General features: G+C 68.3%; 27 protein-coding genes. All 27 read left to right on the top strand.

The features are described 5' to 3' along the window. Positions 1 to 40: 40 nt before the first annotated feature. The 27 genes from FB476_RS12555 (at position 41) to rplO (ending at position 19,731) form a co-directional block, all read left to right on the top strand. Positions 41 to 3,967: a DNA-directed RNA polymerase subunit beta' gene (locus FB476_RS12555; RefSeq protein WP_141819285.1), complete on the top strand. Its 3,927-nt coding sequence runs from the start codon at positions 41 to 43 to the stop codon at positions 3,965 to 3,967. Between the two features lie 463 nt (positions 3,968 to 4,430). Further along, positions 4,431 to 4,805: a 30S ribosomal protein S12 gene (gene rpsL / locus FB476_RS12550; RefSeq protein WP_010148679.1), complete on the top strand. Its 375-nt coding sequence runs from the start codon at positions 4,431 to 4,433 to the stop codon at positions 4,803 to 4,805. After that, positions 4,805 to 5,275 (top strand): 30S ribosomal protein S7, encoded by a 471-nt coding sequence (gene rpsG, locus FB476_RS12545; protein ID WP_141819283.1) that lies wholly within the window; start codon positions 4,805 to 4,807, stop codon positions 5,273 to 5,275. The genes rpsL and rpsG overlap by 1 nt, the downstream gene beginning before the upstream one ends. Before the next feature lie 115 nt (positions 5,276 to 5,390). Further along, positions 5,391 to 7,493, top strand: coding sequence for an elongation factor G (fusA, locus tag FB476_RS12540; protein ID WP_141819281.1), 2,103 nt, complete (start codon positions 5,391 to 5,393; stop codon positions 7,491 to 7,493). A gap of 125 nt (positions 7,494 to 7,618) precedes the next feature. Further along, a complete protein-coding gene (gene tuf / locus FB476_RS12535) occupies positions 7,619 to 8,812 on the top strand; it encodes an elongation factor Tu (RefSeq protein ID WP_141819279.1) in 1,194 nt (397 codons plus the stop codon). A 231-nt stretch (positions 8,813 to 9,043) separates the two neighbouring features. Next, positions 9,044 to 9,598, top strand: coding sequence for a YceI family protein (locus tag FB476_RS12530; protein ID WP_141819277.1), 555 nt, complete (start codon positions 9,044 to 9,046; stop codon positions 9,596 to 9,598). A 381-nt stretch (positions 9,599 to 9,979) separates the two neighbouring features. Then, positions 9,980 to 10,288 carry a 30S ribosomal protein S10 gene (rpsJ, locus tag FB476_RS12525; RefSeq protein WP_006946210.1) on the top strand — a complete coding sequence of 103 codons (309 nt, stop codon included), beginning with the start codon at positions 9,980 to 9,982 and terminating at the stop codon, positions 10,286 to 10,288. A gap of 16 nt (positions 10,289 to 10,304) precedes the next feature. Then, positions 10,305 to 10,961, top strand: coding sequence for a 50S ribosomal protein L3 (gene rplC, locus FB476_RS12520; RefSeq protein WP_141819275.1), 657 nt, complete (start codon positions 10,305 to 10,307; stop codon positions 10,959 to 10,961). A 5-nt stretch (positions 10,962 to 10,966) separates the two neighbouring features. Continuing rightward, positions 10,967 to 11,626, top strand: a complete 660-nt coding sequence (gene rplD / locus FB476_RS12515; RefSeq protein WP_141819273.1) for a 50S ribosomal protein L4 — start codon at positions 10,967 to 10,969, stop codon at positions 11,624 to 11,626. Continuing rightward, positions 11,623 to 11,922, top strand: a complete 300-nt coding sequence (gene rplW / locus FB476_RS12510) for a 50S ribosomal protein L23 (protein WP_141819271.1) — start codon at positions 11,623 to 11,625, stop codon at positions 11,920 to 11,922. The genes rplD and rplW overlap by 4 nt, the downstream gene beginning before the upstream one ends. Before the next feature lie 44 nt (positions 11,923 to 11,966). Continuing rightward, positions 11,967 to 12,803, top strand: a complete 837-nt coding sequence (rplB, locus tag FB476_RS12505) for a 50S ribosomal protein L2 (RefSeq protein ID WP_141819268.1) — start codon at positions 11,967 to 11,969, stop codon at positions 12,801 to 12,803. 24 nt (positions 12,804 to 12,827) lie between these two features. Further along, a complete protein-coding gene (rpsS, locus tag FB476_RS12500) occupies positions 12,828 to 13,109 on the top strand; it encodes a 30S ribosomal protein S19 (protein WP_141819266.1) in 282 nt (93 codons plus the stop codon). A 26-nt stretch (positions 13,110 to 13,135) separates the two neighbouring features. Continuing rightward, on the top strand, positions 13,136 to 13,504 hold the full coding sequence (gene rplV, locus FB476_RS12495) for a 50S ribosomal protein L22 (RefSeq protein WP_141820278.1): 369 nt from the start codon (positions 13,136 to 13,138) through the stop codon (positions 13,502 to 13,504). Then, entirely contained in the window at positions 13,504 to 14,355 is an 852-nt protein-coding gene (rpsC, locus tag FB476_RS12490) for a 30S ribosomal protein S3 (RefSeq protein ID WP_141819264.1), read from the top strand. The genes rplV and rpsC overlap by 1 nt, the downstream gene beginning before the upstream one ends. Continuing rightward, positions 14,355 to 14,774: a 50S ribosomal protein L16 gene (gene rplP, locus FB476_RS12485; protein ID WP_141819262.1), complete on the top strand. Its 420-nt coding sequence runs from the start codon at positions 14,355 to 14,357 to the stop codon at positions 14,772 to 14,774. Before rpsC ends, rplP begins: the two co-directional genes overlap by 1 nt. Continuing rightward, on the top strand, positions 14,774 to 15,025 hold the full coding sequence (gene rpmC / locus FB476_RS12480) for a 50S ribosomal protein L29 (protein WP_141819260.1): 252 nt from the start codon (positions 14,774 to 14,776) through the stop codon (positions 15,023 to 15,025). Before rplP ends, rpmC begins: the two co-directional genes overlap by 1 nt. Then, positions 15,025 to 15,348, top strand: a complete 324-nt coding sequence (rpsQ, locus tag FB476_RS12475) for a 30S ribosomal protein S17 (protein ID WP_141819258.1) — start codon at positions 15,025 to 15,027, stop codon at positions 15,346 to 15,348. The genes rpmC and rpsQ overlap by 1 nt, the downstream gene beginning before the upstream one ends. Positions 15,349 to 15,466: 118 nt before the next feature. After that, positions 15,467 to 15,835 (top strand): 50S ribosomal protein L14, encoded by a 369-nt coding sequence (gene rplN / locus FB476_RS12470; protein WP_022919827.1) that lies wholly within the window; start codon positions 15,467 to 15,469, stop codon positions 15,833 to 15,835. 2 nt (positions 15,836 to 15,837) lie between these two features. Beyond that, positions 15,838 to 16,182, top strand: a complete 345-nt coding sequence (rplX, locus tag FB476_RS12465) for a 50S ribosomal protein L24 (protein ID WP_238329695.1) — start codon at positions 15,838 to 15,840, stop codon at positions 16,180 to 16,182. Between the two features lie 5 nt (positions 16,183 to 16,187). Then, a complete protein-coding gene (gene rplE, locus FB476_RS12460; RefSeq protein ID WP_141819256.1) occupies positions 16,188 to 16,775 on the top strand; it encodes a 50S ribosomal protein L5 in 588 nt (195 codons plus the stop codon). Positions 16,776 to 16,778: 3 nt separating this feature from the next. Continuing rightward, the gene (locus tag FB476_RS12455) at positions 16,779 to 16,964 is read left to right on the top strand and encodes a type Z 30S ribosomal protein S14 (protein ID WP_141819254.1); all 186 of its coding nucleotides are present in this window, start codon (positions 16,779 to 16,781) and stop codon (positions 16,962 to 16,964) included. A gap of 115 nt (positions 16,965 to 17,079) precedes the next feature. Then, on the top strand, positions 17,080 to 17,478 hold the full coding sequence (gene rpsH / locus FB476_RS12450; RefSeq protein WP_141819252.1) for a 30S ribosomal protein S8: 399 nt from the start codon (positions 17,080 to 17,082) through the stop codon (positions 17,476 to 17,478). A gap of 22 nt (positions 17,479 to 17,500) precedes the next feature. Next, complete coding sequence (rplF, locus tag FB476_RS12445) at positions 17,501 to 18,040, top strand: 50S ribosomal protein L6 (protein WP_141819250.1); 540 nt, start codon at positions 17,501 to 17,503, stop codon at positions 18,038 to 18,040. Between the two features lie 3 nt (positions 18,041 to 18,043). Next, positions 18,044 to 18,418, top strand: coding sequence for a 50S ribosomal protein L18 (gene rplR, locus FB476_RS12440; RefSeq protein ID WP_141819248.1), 375 nt, complete (start codon positions 18,044 to 18,046; stop codon positions 18,416 to 18,418). Positions 18,419 to 18,449: 31 nt separating this feature from the next. Next, complete coding sequence (rpsE, locus tag FB476_RS12435; RefSeq protein ID WP_141819245.1) at positions 18,450 to 19,097, top strand: 30S ribosomal protein S5; 648 nt, start codon at positions 18,450 to 18,452, stop codon at positions 19,095 to 19,097. Then, positions 19,097 to 19,279: a 50S ribosomal protein L30 gene (rpmD, locus tag FB476_RS12430; protein WP_141819243.1), complete on the top strand. Its 183-nt coding sequence runs from the start codon at positions 19,097 to 19,099 to the stop codon at positions 19,277 to 19,279. The genes rpsE and rpmD overlap by 1 nt, the downstream gene beginning before the upstream one ends. Continuing rightward, positions 19,279 to 19,731, top strand: coding sequence for a 50S ribosomal protein L15 (rplO, locus tag FB476_RS12425; protein WP_141819241.1), 453 nt, complete (start codon positions 19,279 to 19,281; stop codon positions 19,729 to 19,731). Before rpmD ends, rplO begins: the two co-directional genes overlap by 1 nt. Positions 19,732 to 19,904: the final 173 nt, after the last annotated feature.

Raw genomic sequence — 19,904 nt, 5'->3', positions numbered from 1 at the left:
GACTCCTTAACTGCTTAACGATCACGAGAGAAGGATCCACGTGCTCGACGTCAACTTCTTTGACGAGCTGCGTATCGGCCTGGCCACGGCGGAGGACATCCGCGCCTGGAGCCACGGCGAGGTCAAGAAGCCCGAGACCATCAACTACCGCACCCTGAAGCCGGAGAAGGACGGGCTCTTCTGCGAGAAGATCTTCGGCCCCACCCGTGACTGGGAGTGCTACTGCGGCAAGTACAAGCGCGTCCGCTTCAAGGGCATCATCTGCGAGCGCTGCGGCGTCGAGGTGACCCGTGCGGGCGTGCGCCGCGAGCGCATGGGCCACATCGAGCTCGCCGCGCCCGTCACCCACATCTGGTACTTCAAGGGCGTCCCGTCGCGCCTGGGCTACCTGCTCGACCTGGCCCCGAAGGACCTCGAGAAGGTCATCTACTTCGCGGCCTACATGATCACGCACGTCGACGAGGAGCAGCGTCACGCCGACCTGCCCACGCTCGAGGCGCAGATCCAGACCGAGAAGAAGCACCTCGAGAACCGGCGCGACGCCGACATCGAGGAGCGCGCCAAGAAGCTCGAGGCCGACCTGGCCGAGCTCGAGGCCGAGGGTGCCAAGGCCGACGCCAAGCGCAAGGTCAAGGACGGCGCCGAGCGGGAGATGAACCAGATCCGCCGTCGCGCCGACCAGCAGATCGAGCGCCTCGAGCAGGTCTGGGACCGCTTCAAGAACCTCAAGGTCCAGGACCTCGAGGGCGACGAGGTGCTCTACCGCGAGATGCGGGACCGCTTCGGCATGTACTTCGAGGGCGGCATGGGTGCGGCGGCGCTGCAGAAGCGCCTCCAGACCTTCGACCTCGAGGCCGAGGCCGAGTCGCTGCGCGAGATCATCGCCACCGGCAAGGGCCAGCGCAAGACCCGCGCCATCAAGCGTCTCAAGGTCGTCACCAGCTTCCTGACGACCAAGAACGAGCCCGCCGGCATGGTGCTGGACGCGGTCCCGGTCATCCCGCCGGACCTGCGTCCGATGGTCCAGCTGGACGGTGGTCGTTTCGCGACCTCCGACCTCAACGACCTCTACCGCCGCGTCATCAACCGCAACAACCGCCTCAAGCGACTGCTCGACCTCGGCGCGCCCGAGATCATCGTCAACAACGAGAAGCGGATGCTGCAGGAGGCCGTCGACTCGCTGTTCGACAACGGCCGCCGCGGTCGCGCCGTCACCGGCCCGGGCAACCGCCCGCTGAAGTCGCTGTCCGACATGCTCAAGGGCAAGCAGGGCCGCTTCCGCCAGAACCTGCTGGGCAAGCGCGTCGACTACTCCGGCCGTTCGGTCATCGTCGTCGGCCCGCAGCTCAAGCTGCACCAGTGCGGCCTGCCCAAGCAGATGGCGCTGGAGCTCTTCAAGCCGTTCGTGATGAAGCGCCTGGTCGACCTCGACCACGCCCAGAACATCAAGTCGGCCAAGCGCATGGTCGAGCGCGGCCGTTCGGTCGTGTGGGACGTGCTCGAGGAGGTCATCACCGACCACCCCGTGCTGCTCAACCGCGCGCCCACGCTGCACCGTCTGGGCATCCAGGCGTTCGAGCCGCAGCTGGTCGAGGGCAAGGCGATCCAGATCCACCCGCTGGTCTGCACCGCCTTCAACGCCGACTTCGACGGTGACCAGATGGCGGTCCACCTGCCGCTGTCCGCCGAGGCCCAGGCCGAGGCCCGGATCCTCATGCTCTCGAGCAACAACATCCTGAAGCCGGCCGACGGTCGCCCCGTCACCATGCCGACCCAGGACATGGTCATCGGCCTGTTCCACCTGACCTCCGAGTCGCCCTTCGGCAAGGGCACCGCGGACGTGCTCGTGGACGAGGACGGCAACCAGCACCTGCGCTCGTTCAGCACCGTCGCCGAGGCCCGCATGGCCTTCGACGCCGGCCAGATCGCGCTCGGCACCCCGATCCGCCTCCGCCTGACCAACACCGCCCCGCCGCTCGGCCACGAGCTGCCGGAGGAGGTCGTGGTGGACGAGCAGGGCGTCGCCGACCGCTTCGAGCTGGACACCACGCTGGGCCGCGCGATCTTCAACGACGCGCTGCCGGTGAACTACCCCTACGTCAACGACGTGGTGGAGAAGAAGCGCCTCTCGGGCATCGTCAACGACCTGGCCGAGCGCTACACTAAGGTGCAGGTCGCCGCGAGCCTCGACGCGCTCAAGGACATCGGCTACCACTGGGCGACCCGCTCGGGCACCACGGTGGCGGTCTCGGACGTGCAGACCCCGGCCCGCAAGACGGAGATCCTCGCCGGCTACGAGTCCAAGGCGAGCAAGGTCCAGCTGCAGTACGAGCGTGGTCTGATCACCGACGACGAGCGCCGCCAGGAGCTCGTCGAGATCTGGACCCAGGCGACCAACGAGGTCGCCAAGGAGCTCGAGACCACGATGCCCAAGGACAACACCATCTACCGGATGGTCACCTCGGGTGCGCGTGGTAACTGGTTCCAGCTGCGTCAGATCGCCGGTATGCGTGGCCTGATGGCCAACCCGAAGGGCGAGATCATCCCGCGTCCGATCAAGTCGAACTTCCGCGAGGGCCTGTCGGTCCTGGAGTTCTTCATCTCGACGCACGGTGCTCGCAAGGGTCTGGCGGACACCGCGCTGCGGACCGCCGACTCGGGCTACCTGACCCGTCGTCTGGTCGACGTCTCCCAGGACGTCATCATCCGCGAGGACGACTGCGGCACCGACCGTGGCTTCGTCATGCCGATCGCGGTGCGCCTCGAGAGCGGTGCGCTGCGCCAGCACGACGACGTCGAGACCTCCGTCTACGCCCGCACCCTCGTCGAGGACGTCGTGTCCGCCGACGGCGAGGTGCTGGCGGAGGCCGGCATCGACCTCGGCGACGTGGTCATCGCCCGTCTCGTCGAGGCCGGCGTGGAGAACGTCAAGGTCCGCTCGGTCCTGACCTGCGAGTCGCTGGTCGGCACGTGCGCCAAGTGCTACGGCCGCTCGCTGGCCACCGGTAAGCTCGTCGACATCGGCGAGGCCGTCGGCATCATCGCGGCCCAGTCGATCGGTGAGCCCGGCACCCAGCTGACGATGCGGACCTTCCACACCGGTGGTGTGGCCGGTGACGACATCACGCAGGGTCTGCCGCGTGTCGTCGAGCTCTTCGAGGCCCGCACCCCGAAGGCGGTCGCCCCGATCGCCGAGGCCAGCGGCCGCATCGAGATCGAGGACACCGACAAGGCCCGTCGCATCCTGCTCACGCCGGACGACGGCTCCGACGAGCACGCCTACCCGGTCAGCAAGCGTTCGCGCCTGCTGGTCCAGGACGGCCAGCACGTCGAGGTCGGCACCCAGCTGGTCTCCGGTGCGATCGACCCCAAGCAGGTCCTCCGCATCCTGGGCCCCCGCGCCACGCAGCAGCACCTCGTGGACGAGGTCCAGGCGGTCTACCGCCAGCAGGGTGTGTCGATCCACGACAAGCACATCGAGGTCATCGTGCGGCAGATGCTGCGCCGGATCACGATCATCGAGGCCGGCGACGCCGACCTGCTCCCGGGCACGCTCGTGGAGCGGGGCCGTTTCGAGACCGAGAACCGTCGCGTGGTGTCCGAGGGCGGGCGTCCGGCCTCCGGCCGTCCCGAGCTCATGGGCATCACCAAGGCCTCGCTCGCGACCGACTCGTGGCTCTCCGCGGCCTCCTTCCAGGAGACCACCCGCGTCCTCACCGAGGCCGCGATGGAGGCCAAGAGCGACCCGCTGCTGGGCCTGAAGGAGAACGTCATCCTGGGCAAGCTGATCCCGGCCGGTACGGGCCTGCCCCGTTACCGCAACCTCACGGTCGAGCCGACCGAGGAGGCCAAGGCCGAGGCCTACGCCGTGCCCGTCTACGACGACTTCGACTACGCGGGTGCGTTCGGCCAGGGTTCCGGCGAGGCGGTCCGCCTCGACGACCTCCCGATGGACGAGCGCTACTGACACCGTCGGGCTGCCGGGTCCTGACCCGGCCGTCCGACGCACCGCCAGGGGCGGGTATGCCGTGCGCACGGCATACCCGCCCCTCGGCGTCGGCGGGGGACGAGGCAGGAGAAGCGCCTGCCCGAGGAGGCCGGGGTGCGACCGCGGACGGGCCGCGGGGGAGGGGCGAGCGCCCTCCCCGGGCGGATTTGGCCGGATGCGCCGCCTGCCGGTAGTCTGGAGAGCCGTGTGTGGGCTAGGTCCCGCATGCTCGCGGACGGCTCGCCGTGCGCGACCCCACCTCTCGCCGGGCAGTCCGCCCGGTCCCCCCGACGTCGCCATCATGCACCACGGAGGACCGGCGGGAAGTGCAGGGGAGAGCAGCGTGTCCGACCGCCCTGCGGGAGGGCGCGCGTAAGCCAAGGAGCGGAAGACCGGCGAGAGCCGGGGGACCGCCTGACCACATCGACTGAGAAGAGCATCAGTGCCCACGATCAACCAGCTCGTCCGTAAGGGCCGGCAGGACAAGGTCAAGAAGACCAACTCCCCGGCCCTCAAGGGCAACCCGCAGCGCCGCGGCGTCTGCACCCGCGTCTACACGACGACCCCGAAGAAGCCGAACTCCGCCCTCCGCAAGGTCGCCCGTGTGCGCCTCACCAGCGGCGTCGAGGTCACGGCCTACATCCCGGGCGTCGGCCACAACCTGCAGGAGCACTCGATCGTGCTCGTGCGCGGCGGCCGTGTGAAGGACCTTCCCGGTGTCCGCTACAAGATCATCCGCGGGTCCCTGGACACCCAGGGCGTCAAGGGTCGCAACCAGTCCCGCTCCCGCTACGGCGCCAAGAAGGAGAAGAAGTAATGCCTCGTAAGGGCCCCGCTCCCAAGCGCCCGCTGATCCAGGACCCGGTCTACGGCTCCACCCTGGTCACCCAGCTCGTCAACAAGATCCTGATGGACGGCAAGAAGTCCACCGCCGAGCGCATCGTCTACGGCGCGCTCGAGGGCGTCCGCGCCAAGACCGGCACCGACCCCGTGCAGACCCTCAAGCGTGCGCTCGACAACGTCAAGCCCGCCCTCGAGGTGAAGTCCCGCCGCGTCGGTGGTGCGACCTACCAGGTCCCGGTCGAGGTCAAGCCCAACCGGTCCACCACGCTGGCCCTGCGCTGGCTGGTCGGCTACTCCCGTCAGCGTCGCGAGAAGACGATGACCGAGCGCCTCATGAACGAGATCCTCGACGCCAGCAACGGCCTGGGCGCCGCGGTGAAGCGTCGCGAGGACACCCACAAGATGGCCGACGCCAACAAGGCGTTCGCCCACTACCGCTGGTGAGACCGGGGCTGCCCGGGACGCCCACGGTGCGCGAGCACCGCAGGAGCGGCCCGGGCGGCCCCCGCCGGCGCATGTCAGACCTGACAGCGACAACGACGAAGCAGAGAGAGAGACCGTGGCACAGGACGTCCTGACGGACCTGAGGAAGGTCCGCAACATCGGCATCATGGCGCACATCGATGCCGGCAAGACGACGACCACCGAGCGCATCCTGTTCTACACGGGTGTCAACCACAAGATGGGTGAGACGCACGACGGTGCGTCGACCACCGACTGGATGGAGCAGGAGAAGGAGCGCGGCATCACGATCACGTCCGCGGCCGTCACCAGCTTCTGGAAGGGCACCCAGATCAACCTGATCGACACGCCCGGCCACGTGGACTTCACCGTCGAGGTGGAGCGCAACCTGCGCGTCCTCGACGGCGCTGTCGCGGTGTTCGACGGCAAGGAGGGTGTCGAGCCCCAGTCCGAGACCGTCTGGCGCCAGGCCGACAAGTACGGCGTGCCCCGCATGTGCTTCATCAACAAGATGGACAAGATGGGCGCCGACTTCTACTTCTCGGTGCAGACCATGGTCGACCGCCTCGGCGCGACGCCGCTGGTCATGCAGCTGCCCATCGGTGCCGAGTCCGACTTCGTCGGTGTGATCGACCTGGTCACCATGAAGGCGCTGACCTGGTCCAAGGAGACCCCGCTGGGCGAGGCCTACGAGATCGAGGAGATCCCGGCCGACCTCCAGGACAAGGCGGAGGAGTACCGCAACGCCCTCGTGGAGAAGGTCGCCGAGGCCGACGAGGAGCTGCTCGAGAAGTACCTGGGCGGCGAGGAGCTGACCGAGGACGAGATCCGCGCCGGCGTGCGTGCGCTCACCCTGGCCGGCGAGGTCAACCCGGTGTTCTGCGGCACGGCGTTCAAGAACAAGGGCGTCCAGCCCCTGCTCGACGCGGTCGTCGACTACCTGCCCTCCCCGCTCGACCTGCCCCCGACCGAGGGTCACAAGCCGGGCGACGAGGAGACGGTGATCACCCGCAAGCCGTCCGCGGACGAGCCGTTCGCGGCGCTGGCTTTCAAGATCGCCACGCACCCGTTCTTCGGCACCCTGACCTACATCCGGGTCTACTCGGGCGAGATCGCCGCGGGCCAGCCCGTGATGAACGCCACCAAGGGTCGTCGCGAGCGCCTGGGCAAGCTGTTCCAGATGCACGCCAACAAGGAGAACCCGGTCGAGAAGGTCACGGCGGGCCACATCTACGCCGTGATCGGTCTGAAGGACACCACCACCGGTGACACCCTCTGCGACATGAACGACCAGATCATCCTGGAGTCGATGACCTTCCCGGAGCCGGTCATCCACGTGGCGATCGAGCCGAAGACCAAGGGCGACCAGGAGAAGCTGGGCACCGCGATCCAGAAGCTGGCGCAGGAGGACCCGACCTTCACCGTCCGCCTGGACGAGGAGACCGGCCAGACCGTCATCGGCGGCATGGGCGAGCTCCACCTCGACATCCTGGTGGACCGCATGAAGCGCGAGTTCAAGGTCGAGGCCAACGTGGGCGCCCCGCAGGTCGCCTACCGCGAGACCATCCGCCGCAAGGTGGAGAAGTTCGACTACACCCACAAGAAGCAGACGGGTGGGTCGGGCCAGTTCGCGAAGATCCAGATCGCGATCGAGCCGATGGACACCGCTGAGGGCGAGCTCTACACCTTCGAGAACGTCGTCACCGGTGGTCGCGTGCCGAAGGAGTACATCCCCTCGGTCGACCAGGGCATCCAGGACGCCATGCAGCTGGGCATCCTGGCCGGCTACCCGGTCGTCGGCGTCAAGGCCACCCTCCTCGACGGTGCCTACCACGACGTCGACTCCTCGGAGATGGCGTTCAAGATCGCCGGCTCGATGGCCTTCAAGGAGGCCGCCCGCAAGGCCGACCCGGCCCTGCTCGAGCCGATGATGGCCGTCGAGGTCCGTACCCCCGAGGACTACATGGGCGACGTGATCGGCGACCTCAACAGCCGCCGTGGCCAGATCCAGGCCATGGAGGACATCGCCGGCGCCAAGATCGTCCGGGCCGTGGTCCCGCTGTCCGAGATGTTCGGGTACGTTGGCGACCTGAGGTCCAAGACGCAGGGTCGTGCCAACTACACCATGCAGTTCGACTCCTACGCCGAGGTTCCCCGGAACGTGGCCGAGGAGATCATCAAGAAGGTCCGCGGCGAGTGAGCTGAACTCACTCCGCCCCGCGGAGTGATGGACCCGAGCACCACCTTCCATCAGAAAACCCCGTAGGTTCGTCCCGGCACCCAGCCGGTCACGATCGCACAACACAGTCCAACAGGAGGACACCAGTGGCTAAGGCCAAGTTCGAGCGGAGCAAGCCGCACGTCAACATCGGGACGATCGGTCACATCGACCACGGCAAGACGACCCTGACGGCAGCCATCTCCAAGGTCCTGCACGACAAGTACCCGGACCTCAACGAGGCGTCGCCGTTCGACACGATCGACAAGGCTCCCGAGGAGCGTCAGCGCGGCATCACGATCTCGATCGCGCACATCGAGTACCAGACCGACAAGCGTCACTACGCGCACGTCGACTGCCCGGGTCACGCCGACTACGTCAAGAACATGATCACCGGTGCGGCCCAGATGGACGGTGCGATCCTCGTCGTCGCCGCCACCGACGGCCCGATGCCGCAGACCAAGGAGCACGTCCTCCTGGCCCGCCAGGTCGGCGTCCCCTACATCGTGGTCGCCCTCAACAAGTCCGACATGGTCGACGACGAGGAGATCATGGAGCTCGTCGAGATGGAGGTCCGCGAGCTGCTGTCCTCCTACGAGTTCCCGGGCGACGACCTGCCGGTCGTGCGCGTCTCCGCCCTCAAGGCTCTCGAGGGCGAGGAGAAGTGGGTCAACAGCGTCCTCGAGCTCATGGACACCGTGGACGAGTACATCCCGGAGCCGGAGCGCGACCTGGACAAGCCGTTCATGATGCCCGTCGAGGACGTCTTCACGATCACCGGTCGTGGCACCGTCGTCACCGGTCGTATCGAGCGCGGCATCCTCAAGGTCAACGAGGAGGTCGAGATCGTCGGTATCCGCGAGCAGTCCTCCAAGACCACCGTCACCGGCATCGAGATGTTCCGCAAGCTCCTCGACGAGGGCCGTGCGGGTGAGAACGTCGGTCTGCTCCTCCGCGGCACCAAGCGCGAGGACGTCGAGCGCGGCATGGTCATCGTCAAGCCGGGCTCGATCACCCCGCACACCGAGTTCGAGGCCCAGGCCTACATCCTGTCCAAGGACGAGGGTGGCCGTCACACCCCGTTCTACGACAACTACCGCCCGCAGTTCTACTTCCGTACCACGGACGTGACCGGCGTCGTGCACCTCCCCGAGGGCACCGAGATGGTCATGCCGGGCGACAACACCGACATGCGCGTCGAGCTGATCCAGCCGATCGCCATGGAGGAGGGCCTCATGTTCAACATCCGCGAGGGTGGCCGCACCGTGGGTGCGGGCCGCGTCACCAAGATCCTCAAGTGATCTAGACGCCCTCCGGCCGACCGGGCCCCCGGCACCCCCTCGTGGGGAGCCGGGGGCCCGTTCGCGTCCCCGGGTGCGCCGTGCGGCACCCTGAGCGGCCGCGGGCGGCACGAGGGTCTCCTCGACCCGCCGGAGCCCCTCCGGCCTCGGGGCCCGCGTCGCCGGTACGCTGCTGTCCGCGCAGGGACCGAGCAGGGGTCGGCCCCGCCCGGACCCGGACCTGGAGGGAACATGCCCGAGATCGACCCGTCGCTGAGCGGCACCTGGGTCTTCGACCCCGGACACACGCGGGTGGGCTTCTCGGCCCGGCACGCCATGGTCACCACGGTCCGGGGCACCTTCACCGAGGTCTCCGGCATCATCGTCGTCGACGCCGACGACCTGTCCGCCTCCTCGGTCCGGGTCACGCTGCAGGCGGCGAGCATCAACACCAACAACGCCCAGCGGGACGAGCACCTGCGCAGCATCGACTTCTTCCACGTCGAGCAGTACCCCGAGATCACCTTCGTCTCCTCGACGATCGACGAGATCGAGCAGGACAACTTCATGGTGGTCGGGGACCTGACCATCCGCGACGTGACCAAGCAGGTCGCGATCCCGATCGCGCTGCTCGGGGTGCAGCGCGACCCGATGGGCCACCTGCGCGCCGGCTTCGAGGCGACCCGTCGCCTGGACCGCCGCGACTTCGGCCTGCACTGGAACATGCCGCTCGACGCCGGCGGCCTGCTGGTCTCGGAGAAGGTGACGCTGGAGTTCGAGATCTCCGCCATCAAGCAGGAGTCCTGACCGACCGGGGGAGGGGCCGTCGGCCCGCCCCCGAGCTGCCCGCGGTCCCTCGGCCCGGGCTCGATTTGGGTGTGCTCCCGCATCCGTGGCACACTAGACAGGTTGCTTGACGCGCGGCGTGCACCCATGTGCCCTCCGCCAGCCGTCCGGCACGCATCGGCGAAGTCGACCGCAAGGTCGTCGTCGCAGGTCGGGTGCGGGCGACGGCAGCGCAAGCCCCGGTTGACACCGGGCATCGAACACGCCCCTCCGTGGTGAGAATCCCGAGGGCCGCCCACGCGGGCAGGGCGACACGCCCGACCGCGGGGGTCGGAGAGTGAGATGCCGAGGCCGACCGGCCATGAATGTTCAGTAGGACGACGAGAGAGAGTCAGACAAGCGATGGCGGGACAGAAGATCCGCATCCGGCTTAAGTCGTACGACCACGAGGTCATCGACAGCTCGGCGCGCAAGATCGTTGACACGGTGACCCGTGCCGGCGCCACCGTGGTCGGCCCGGTGCCGCTCCCGACGGAGAAGAACGTCTTCTGCGTCATCCGGTCGCCTCACAAGTACAAGGACAGCCGCGAGCACTTCGAGATGCGCACGCACAAGCGCCTCATCGACATCGTCGACCCGACGCCCAAGGCGGTCGACTCGTTGATGCGTCTCGACCTGCCGGCGGACGTCAACATCGAGATCAAGCTGTAAGGACCGGTAACGACCAATGACTGCTACCAGCACGCGCAGCGTCAAGGGTGTCCTCGGCGAGAAGCTCGGCATGACCCAGGTCTGGGACGCTGACAACCGCCTGGTCCCCGTGACCGTGATCAAGGCCGACCCCAACGTGGTCACCCAGGTCCGCAACGCGGAGACGGACGGCTACGACGCGGTGCAGATCGCCTTCGGTGCGATCGACCCGCGCAAGGTCACCAAGCCGCTCAAGGGCCACTTCGAGAAGGCCGGCGTCACGCCGCGCCGCCACCTCGTCGAGCTCCGCACGGCCGACGCCGCCGACTACGCGCTCGGCCAGGAGGTCACCGTCGAGACGTTCGAGGGCGGCCAGAAGGTCGACGTGACCGGCACGACCAAGGGCAAGGGCTTCGCCGGCGTCATGAAGCGTCACAACTTCGCCGGCGTCTCCGCCTCCCACGGTGCGCACCGCAACCACCGCAAGCCCGGCTCGATCGGTGGCTGCGCCACCCCGGGTCGCGTCTTCAAGGGCCTGCGCATGGCCGGCCGCATGGGCGGCGTGCGCCAGACCACCTCCAACCTGACCATCCACGCCGTGGACGCCGACAAGGGTCTGCTGCTGATCAAGGGTGCCGTTCCCGGTCCCCGCGGCGGCGTCGTCCTGGTCCGCACGGCCGCTAAGGGGGCCTGATCGCGATGACGACTGTCACCATCACCAAGCCGACCGGCGGTGAGGCCGGCACCGTGGAGCTGCCCGCCGAGCTGTTCGACGTGCAGACCAACGTGCCGCTGATCCACCAGGTCGTCGTGGCCCAGCTGGCCGCGGCCCGCCAGGGCACGCACGCCACCAAGACCCGCGGCGACGTCCGCGGCGGTGGCCGCAAGCCCTACCGCCAGAAGGGCACCGGCCGCGCCCGTCAGGGCTCGACCCGTGCGCCGCAGTTCGCCGGCGGTGGCACCGTGCACGGCCCGCAGCCGCGCGACTACGCCCAGCGCACCCCCAAGAAGATGAAGGCCGCCGCCCTGCGCGGTGCCCTCTCCGACCGGGCGCGTCACGGCCGCATCCACGTCCTGAGCGCGGTCGTCGAGGGCGAGGCCCCGTCGACCAAGACCGCCTGGGCCGCGCTGTCGGGCCTGACCGAGCGCAAGAACCTGCTCGTCGTCCTCGACCGGGCGGACGACCTCGGCCTGCGCAGCCTGCGCAACCTGGCCGACGTCCACGTCCTGTTCGCCGACCAGCTCAACACCTACGACGTGCTCTGCGCCGACGACGTGGTCTTCACCCAGGCCGCCCTCGAGGCGTACGTCGCCGGGGCGACCCGCGGCACGGGCACCACCGAGGAGGTCAGCAAGTGAGCACCGCTGTCAACAAGGACCCGCGCGACATCCTGCTGTCGCCGGTCGTCTCCGAGAAGTCCTACGCGCTGCTGGACCAGGGCAAGTACACCTTCCTGGTCGACCCGCGGTCGAACAAGTCCGAGATCAAGAAGGCCGTGGAGAGCATCTTCGGCGTCAAGGTCGCGTCGGTCCACACCCTGAACCGCCAGGGCAAGGCCCGTCGCACGCGGTTCGGCATGGGCCGTCGCAAGGACACCAAGCGCGCGATCGTGACGCTTCGGGAAGGCACCATCGACATCTTCGGCACGCTCTGAGCTGCTGAAGGTCGAGGACGAGAACTTTAAGGACTGCAACCAACATGGCTATCCGTAAGTACAAGCCGACGACGCCGGGCCGCCGCGGCTCGAGCGTGGCGGACTTCGTCGAGGTGACCCGCACCACGCCCGAGAAGTCGCTGGTCCGGCCGCTGACCAAGACCGGTGGGCGCAACGCCTCCGGTCGCATCACCACCCGCCACATCGGTGGTGGCCACAAGCGTGCCTACCGTGTGATCGACTTCCGTCGTGCCGACAAGGACGGCGTGAACGCGAAGGTCGCGCACATCGAGTACGACCCCAACCGCACCGCGCGCATCGCGCTGCTGCACTACACCGACGGCGAGAAGCGCTACATCATCGCGCCGAACAAGCTGCGCCAGGGCGACGTGATCGAGAACGGTCCGTCGGCCGACATCAAGTCGGGCAACAACCTCCCGCTGCGCAACATCCCGGTCGGTACCGTCGTGCACTGCATCGAGCTCAAGCCCGGTGGCGGCGCCAAGATCGCCCGCTCCGCCGGCACCCGCGTCCAGCTGGTGGCCAAGGAGGGCAAGATGGCGCAGCTGCGCATGCCCTCCGGCGAGATCCGCAACGTCGACGCGCGCTGCCGCGCGACGATCGGCGAGGTCGGCAACGCCGAGCAGAGCAACATCAACTGGGGCAAGGCCGGCCGTATGCGGTGGAAGGGCAAGCGCCCGACCGTCCGTGGTGTGGTCATGAACCCGGTCGACCACCCGCACGGTGGTGGTGAGGGCAAGACCTCCGGTGGTCGTCACCCCGTCAGCCCGTGGGGCAAGCCCGAGGGCCGTACCCGCAAGCCCAACAAGCCCAGCGACAAGCTCATCGTGCGCCGTCGCCGGACCGGCAAGAAGCGCTGAGCAAGAGCAGGGAGCTAACGACACATGCCTCGCAGCCTGAAGAAGGGCCCGTTCGTCGACGACCACCTCGCCAAGAAGGTGGACGCGCAGAACGAGGCCGGAACCAAGAACGTCATCAAGACCTGGTCCCGCCGGTCGATGATCACCCCCGACATGCTCGGCCACACGCTGGCCGTGCACGACGGCCGTAAGCACGTCCCGGTCTTCGTGACCGAGTCGATGGTCGGCCACAAGCTCGGTGAGTTCGCTCCGACCCGCACGTTCAAGGGTCACGAGAAGGACGACAAGAAGGGTCGGCGTCGATGAGCACGACCACCAACGAAGGAAGCATCATGGAAGCCAAGGCGCAGGCCCGGTTCGTCCGGGTGACGCCCATGAAGGCGCGCCGTGTCGTGGACCTGATCCGGGGCAAGAGCGTCCCCGAGGCCGTCGCGCTCATGCGGTTCGCCCCGCAGAGCGCGAGCGAGCCGGTGCTCAAGGTCCTCAACAGCGCCGTCGCCAACGCCCGGTTCTCCGCCGACCAGCACGGCCAGGCGTTCGACGAGACCACGCTCGTGGTCTCCGCCGCCTACGTCGACGAGGGTCCGACGATGAAGCGGTTCCGGCCGCGTGCCCAGGGCCGCGCCAGCCGCATCAACAAGCGCACGTCGCACATCACCGTGCACGTCGCTCCTCGTCCGACCAAGGGAGGTGCCCGCTGATGGGGCAGAAGATCAACCCGAACGGCTACCGCCTGGGCATCACCACCGAGCACCGCAGCCGCTGGTTCGCCGACTCGACCAAGCCGGGTCAGCGCTACCGCGACTACGTGAAGGAGGACGTCGCGATCCGCAACCTCCTCTCGGAGGGCATGGACCGCGCCGGCATCTCCCGCGTGGAGATCGAGCGCACCCGTGACCGTGTCCGCGTCGACATCCACACCGCCCGCCCGGGCATCGTGATCGGTCGCCGTGGCGCCGAGGCCGACCGCATCCGCGGCGAGCTCGAGAAGCTCACCGGCAAGCAGGTCCAGCTCAACATCCTCGAGGTCAAGAACCCCGAGGTCGACGCGCAGCTGGTCGCCCAGGGCATCGCCGAGCAGCTCGCCGCCCGTGTGACCTTCCGTCGCGCGATGCGCAAGGGCATGCAGTCCGCGCTCCGCGCCGGCGCCAAGGGCATCCGGATCCAGTGCTCCGGTCGTCTCGGCGGCGCCGAGATGTCCCGCTCGGAGTTCTACCGCGAGGGCCGCGTGCCCCTGCACACGCTCCGCGCGAACATCGACTACGGCTTCTACGAGGCCCGGACCACCTTCGGCCGCATCGGCGTGAAGGTCTGGATCTACAAGGGTGACCTCACCGCCAAGGAGCTGGCCCGCGAGGAGGCCGCCGCCGGCGACCGTGGCCCGCGTGGTGGCGACCGCCGTGGTGGTGGCCGTGGCCCGCGTGGCGGCGCCGAGCGCCGAGGCGGCCGTGGCCCCCGTCGTGACGAGGCCGCCGCTCCCGCCGAGGCCGAGTCCCCGGTGACGGCTCCGGCCGACGCCGCCCCTGCTACCACCGAGGGAGAGCAGTCCTGATGTTGATTCCCCGTCGAGTCAAGCACCGCAAGCAGCACCACCCGGGGCGCAGCGGTATGGCGAAGGGTGGCACCACCATCGCGTTCGGTGACTACGGCATCCAGGCCCTGGAGCCCGCCTACGTCACCAACCGGCAGATCGAGTCCGCTCGTATCGCCATGACCCGCTACATCAAGCGTGGTGGAAAGGTCTGGATCAACATCTACCCGGACCGCCCGCTGACCAAGAAGCCCGCCGAGACCCGCATGGGTTCCGGCAAGGGCTCGCCCGAGTGGTGGATCGCCAACGTCAAGCCGGGTCGCGTGCTCTTCGAGCTCTCCGGCGTGTCCGAGGAGGTCGCCCGCGAGGCGATGCGCCTGGCGATGCACAAGCTCCCCATGAAGACCCGCTTCGTCACGCGTGAGGGTGGTGACATCTGATGGCAGTCGGTTCCAAGAACCTGACCCCCGAGCAGCTGCGCGGGCTGGAGGACGGCCCGCTGGCCGACGCGCTGGCCGAGGCCAAGAAGGAGCTGTTCAACCTGCGGTTCCAGTCCGCGACCGGGCAGCTGGAGAACCACGGCCGCCTGCGTGCCGTCCGCAAGGACATCGCACGCATCTACACCGAGATGCGCGAGCGCGAGCTCGGCATCGGCCGCGAGGCCGCCACGAGCGAGGAGAAGGTGGGCTGATGAGCGAGAACACCGAGAACAGCACCATCGAGACCCACGAGCCCAGCGAGTCGGCCCTCGGCCACGGCGGTGACCGCAACTACCGCAAGACCCGCCAGGGCTACGTGGTCAGCGACAAGATGGACAAGACCGTCGTCGTCGTCGTGGAGGACCGCGTCAAGCACGCCCTCTACGGCAAGGTCCTGCGCAAGAGCAGCAAGGTCAAGGCGCACGACGAGGACAACTCCGCCGGCGTCGGTGACCGCGTCCTCATCATGGAGACCCGGCCGCTGAGCGCGAGCAAGCGCTGGCGCGTCGTCGAGATCCTCGAGAAGGCGAAGTAAGAACCCCGGGGGGCTCCGGCCCCCCGGGCATCTCCCGCAACAACATTACGACGTTCGGCCAGGCTCGGCCCCGCACGAGGCGGGGAAGAGAACCAGCTGACACCTAGGAGATCGAACAGTGATCCAGCAGGAGTCGCGACTTCGCGTCGCCGACAACACCGGTGCCAAGGAGATCCTGTGCATCCGCGTGCTCGGTGGCTCCGGTCGCCGCTACGCGGGCATCGGTGACACCATCGTGGCCACCGTCAAGGACGCCATCCCCGGCGGCAACGTCAAGAAGGGTGACGTCGTCAAGGCGGTCATCGTGCGCACCCGCAAGGAGCGCCGCCGCCCGGACGGCAGCTACATCCGCTTCGACGAGAACGCCGCGGTCATCCTCAAGAACGACGGTGACCCCCGTGGCACCCGCATCTTCGGCCCGGTGGGCCGCGAGCTGCGTGACAAGAAGTTCATGAAGATCGTCTCGCTCGCGCCGGAGGTGATCTGAGCATGGCGAAGATCAAGATCAAGAAGAACGACCTCGTGCAGGTCATCGCGGGTAAGGACAAGGGCCTCCAGGGCCGCGTCATCGCCGTCTACACCGAGACCGACCGGGTCCTGGTCGAGGGCGTCAACCGCATCACCAAGCACACCCGCGCCGGCGGCGACCGCGGCGTCAACACCGGTGGCATCCAGGTGCAGGAGGCGCCGATCCACGTGTCCAACGTGATGATCGTCGACCCCGAGACCAAGAAGCCCACCCGGACGAAGACGCGCGTCGAGACCGAGGAGCGCGACGGTCGGACCACGACGGTGCGCACCCGTGTCGCGGTGCGCTCGGGTAAGGACCTGTGAGCCCCATGACTGACACCATCAACGAGACCGTGGAGGCGGGCGAGCGCCCGGCCCCGCGTCTGAAGCAGCGCTACCACGACGAGATCAAGTCCGCCCTGCAGGACGAGTTCGGCTACGCCAACGTCATGCAGGTCCCCGGCCTGGTCAAGATCACCGTGAACATGGGTGTGGGCGAGGCCGCGCGCGACAGCAAGCTGATCGAGGGCGCCATCCGCGACCTGGCCACGATCACCGGCCAGAAGCCGGCCGTCACCAAGGCCCGCAAGTCCATCGCGCAGTTCAAGCTGCGCGAGGGCATGCCGATCGGTGCGCACGTCACCCTCCGTGGCGACCGCATGTGGGAGTTCCTGGACCGTCTGCTGTCGCTCGCGCTCCCGCGCATCCGCGACTTCCGTGGTCTGTCGCCCAAGCAGTTCGACGGTCGCGGCAACTACACCTTCGGTCTCAACGAGCAGTCGATGTTCCACGAGATCGACCAGGACAGGATCGACCGCGTCCGCGGCATGGACATCACGGTCGTCACCACCGCCACCAACGACGACGAGGGCCGCGCGCTGCTGAAGCGCCTGGGCTTCCCGTTCAAGGAGAACTGACGCATGGCGAAGACCGCGCTGATCAACAAGGCCAACCGCAAGCCGAAGTTCAAGGTGCGCGCCTACACCCGCTGCCAGCGGTGCGGCCGCCCGCACTCGGTCTACCGCAAGTTCGGCCTGTGCCGGATCTGCCTGCGCGAGCTGGCGCACCGGGGCGAGCTGCCCGGCGTGACCAAGTCCAGCTGGTGACGCGGGCCACGCACGGCCGCAGCACCGACAAGAACAGACCACTTTCCACCTGGAACATCGAAGGTCGGCCCCTCACCGGGGGACGAAACCGCGATGAGAAAGGGCACGAAGCCCCATGACCATGACCGACCCGATCGCGGACATGCTGACCCGGATCCGGAACGCCAACTCGGCGCACAAGGACCAGGTCTCCATGCCGTACTCCAAGCTCAAGGCCAACATCGCCGAGATCCTCAAGACCGAGGGCTACATCGCCTCCTGGTCCTCCGAGGACGCCGAGGTTGGCAAGACGCTGCGGATCGACCTGAAGTACGGCCCCAACCGCGAGCGTTCCATCGCTGGCGTGCGCCGTGTCTCCAAGCCGGGCCTGCGCGTCTACGCGAAGTCCACCAACCTGCCCCGCGTGCTGGGCGGCCTGGGCGTGGCGATCATCTCCACGTCCTCCGGTCTGCTCACCGACCGTCAGGCAGCCGAGAAGGGTGTGGGTGGGGAAGTCCTCGCCTACGTCTGGTGAGCAGGGAAGGAACCACGTAGACATGTCTCGAATCGGACGACTCCCCATCACCATCCCCTCCGGTGTCGACATCACGATCGACGGCTCGACCGTCACCGTGAAGGGCCCCAAGGGTCAGCTCCAGCACTCGGTCGCAGAGCCGATCTCGGTCGAGAAGACCGAGGACAACACCGTGCAGGTCGCGCGCCCGGACGACGAGCGCACCTCGCGCTCGCTCCACGGCCTGACCCGCAGCCTCATCGCCAACATGGTCGAGGGTGTGACCAACGGCTACACCAAGAAGCTGGAGATCCACGGCACGGGTTACCGCGTCGTCGCCAAGGGCTCGGACCTCGAGTTCGCCCTGGGCTACTCGCACCCGATCACCGTGAAGGCCCCCGAGGGCATCACCTTCCAGGTCGAGACCCCCACGCGGTTCTCGATCTCGGGCATCGACAAGCAGCAGGTCGGCGAGATCGCTGCCAACATCCGCAAGCTGCGCAAGCCCGACCCGTACAAGGGCAAGGGCGTGCGCTACGAGGGTGAGCACATCCGCCGCAAGGTCGGAAAGGCTGGTAAGTAAGCCATGGCACAGATCGTCAAGCGCGCCAAGAGCAAGACGGCGGCCAAGAACCGCCGTCACCTGCGCCTGCGCAAGAAGGTCACCGGCACCGCCGAGCGGCCCCGGATCGTGGTCAACCGGTCCTCCCGCCACGTCTTCGTCCAGCTGGTCGACGACACCCAGAGCAAGACCCTGGTGTCGGCGTCCACCATGGAGGCCGACCTGCGTGAGCTCGACGGCGACAAGACCGCCAAGGCGCGTCGCGTCGGCGAGCTGATCGCCGAGCGCGCGAAGGCGCTCGGGGTCGACGCCGCCGTCTTCGACCGGGGCGGCAACCGTTACGCCGGCCGGGTCGCGGCCATCGCCGAGGGCGCCCGCGAGGGCGGACTGGCCCTGTGACCACCCCGACCAACGGAAAGAGGAACTGACCATGGCTGGTGATTTCCAGCGCCGCGGCTCCGGCACCGCCGGGGACGCCCGCGACAACCGTCGGGGCGGCCGCGACAACCGTGACCGCGACAACCGTCGCGGTGCGCGGGACGAGGACCGCAACCAGTACCTGGAGCGCGTCGTCACCATCAACCGCGTGGCGAAGGTCGTCAAGGGCGGCCGCCGCTTCAGCTTCACCGCGCTCGTCGTGGTGGGCGACGGCGACGGCACCGTCGGTGTCGGCTACGGCAAGGCGAAGGAGGTGCCTGCCGCGATCTCCAAGGGGGTCGAGGAGGCCAAGAAGAACTTCTTCCGCGTGCCCCGCATCGCCGGCACCATCCCGCACCCCGTCCAGGGAGAGGCTGCCGCGGGCGTCGTCCTGCTCAAGCCGGCCAGCGCCGGTACCGGTGTCATCGCCGGTGGCCCGGTCCGCGCCGTGCTCGAGTGCGCCGGTGTCCACGACGTGCTGAGCAAGTCGCTCGGCTCCGACAACGCGATCAACATCGTGCACGCCACCGTGGCCGCGCTGAAGGGCCTCGAGCAGCCGGAGGCCGTCGCGGCCCGCCGCGGCAAGTCCGTCGAGGACGTCGCCCCGGCCGCCATGCTCCGTGCCCGCGCCGCGGCGCGTGCCGAGAAGGCAGGTGCGTGATGGCTCGTCTCAAGGTGACCCAGGTCAAGTCGACCGTCGGGACCAAGCACATGCACCGCGAGACGGTGCGCAGCCTGGGCCTGAAGCGGATCGGCGACACCGTCATCAAGGAGGACCGCCCGGAGTTCCGCGGCATGGTCCGCACGGTCGCCCACCTGGTGACCGTCGAGGAGGTTGACTGATGAGTGATGGCAAGGCGCTGAAGGTCCACCACCTGCGTCCCGCCCCCGGTGCCAAGACCGCCAAGACCCGCGTGGGTCGCGGTGAGGGCTCCAAGGGCAAGACCGCGGGCCGCGGCACCAAGGGCACCAAGGCCCGCTACCAGGTGCCCGCGACCTTCGAGGGTGGCCAGACCCCGATGCACATGCGGCTCCCGAAGCTGCGTGGCTTCAAGAACCCGTTCAAGACCACCTACCAGGTCGTCAACCTGGACACCCTCACCTCCCTGTTCCCGCAGGGCGGCACCGTGTCCGTGGAGGACCTCGTGGCCAAGGGCGCGGTCCGCAAGGGCCAGCCGGTCAAGGTGCTCGGCAACGGCGAGATCACGGTGAAGGTCGACGTCACCGCCACGAAGTTCTCCGGCTCTGCCAAGGAGAAGATCGAGGCGGCGGGCGGCACCGTCACCGAGGCCTGAGACCAGGCCTAGAACCACACGGGGGAGGGCCCCGGGTCGCGCTCGGCGACCCGGGGCCCTCCGCCCGTTCCGAACCCAGCAGGGCGAGTGTTATCGTCGTCTGCGAATCAAGCCCGCTCCCCGGCGCTGACGCCTGTTCTCCGAGCGGGCGACGGGGGACCACAGGAGGACCA

Origin of the sequence: Ornithinimicrobium humiphilum (genome assembly GCF_006716885.1) — a bacterium.
In the GTDB taxonomy this organism is placed as follows: Bacteria; Actinomycetota; Actinomycetes; order Actinomycetales; family Dermatophilaceae; genus Ornithinicoccus; species Ornithinicoccus humiphilus.
Note: the sequence above shows the minus strand (reverse complement) of the source record. Positions and strands in the feature narration are given on the sequence as shown.

Coding starts and splice junctions, on each gene's coding strand:
- rplF (WP_141819250.1), top strand. CDS start 17,501: ATGTCTCGAATCGGACGACTCCCCATCACCATCCCCTCCGGTGTCGAC.
- rplE (WP_141819256.1), top strand. CDS start 16,188: ATGACTGACACCATCAACGAGACCGTGGAGGCGGGCGAGCGCCCGGCC.
- rpmC (WP_141819260.1), top strand. CDS start 14,774: ATGGCAGTCGGTTCCAAGAACCTGACCCCCGAGCAGCTGCGCGGGCTG.
- rpsQ (WP_141819258.1), top strand. CDS start 15,025: ATGAGCGAGAACACCGAGAACAGCACCATCGAGACCCACGAGCCCAGC.
- rpsS (WP_141819266.1), top strand. CDS start 12,828: ATGCCTCGCAGCCTGAAGAAGGGCCCGTTCGTCGACGACCACCTCGCC.
- rplR (WP_141819248.1), top strand. CDS start 18,044: ATGGCACAGATCGTCAAGCGCGCCAAGAGCAAGACGGCGGCCAAGAAC.
- FB476_RS12530 (WP_141819277.1), top strand. CDS start 9,044: ATGCCCGAGATCGACCCGTCGCTGAGCGGCACCTGGGTCTTCGACCCC.
- rplV (WP_141820278.1), top strand. CDS start 13,136: ATGGAAGCCAAGGCGCAGGCCCGGTTCGTCCGGGTGACGCCCATGAAG.
- rplO (WP_141819241.1), top strand. CDS start 19,279: ATGAGTGATGGCAAGGCGCTGAAGGTCCACCACCTGCGTCCCGCCCCC.
- rplX (WP_238329695.1), top strand. CDS start 15,838: ATGGCGAAGATCAAGATCAAGAAGAACGACCTCGTGCAGGTCATCGCG.
- FB476_RS12455 (WP_141819254.1), top strand. CDS start 16,779: ATGGCGAAGACCGCGCTGATCAACAAGGCCAACCGCAAGCCGAAGTTC.
- rpsH (WP_141819252.1), top strand. CDS start 17,080: ATGACCATGACCGACCCGATCGCGGACATGCTGACCCGGATCCGGAAC.
- rplD (WP_141819273.1), top strand. CDS start 10,967: ATGACGACTGTCACCATCACCAAGCCGACCGGCGGTGAGGCCGGCACC.
- rpsC (WP_141819264.1), top strand. CDS start 13,504: ATGGGGCAGAAGATCAACCCGAACGGCTACCGCCTGGGCATCACCACC.
- rplC (WP_141819275.1), top strand. CDS start 10,305: ATGACTGCTACCAGCACGCGCAGCGTCAAGGGTGTCCTCGGCGAGAAG.
- rplB (WP_141819268.1), top strand. CDS start 11,967: ATGGCTATCCGTAAGTACAAGCCGACGACGCCGGGCCGCCGCGGCTCG.
- rplP (WP_141819262.1), top strand. CDS start 14,355: ATGTTGATTCCCCGTCGAGTCAAGCACCGCAAGCAGCACCACCCGGGG.
- rpsG (WP_141819283.1), top strand. CDS start 4,805: ATGCCTCGTAAGGGCCCCGCTCCCAAGCGCCCGCTGATCCAGGACCCG.
- rpsJ (WP_006946210.1), top strand. CDS start 9,980: ATGGCGGGACAGAAGATCCGCATCCGGCTTAAGTCGTACGACCACGAG.
- rpsE (WP_141819245.1), top strand. CDS start 18,450: ATGGCTGGTGATTTCCAGCGCCGCGGCTCCGGCACCGCCGGGGACGCC.
- rpmD (WP_141819243.1), top strand. CDS start 19,097: ATGGCTCGTCTCAAGGTGACCCAGGTCAAGTCGACCGTCGGGACCAAG.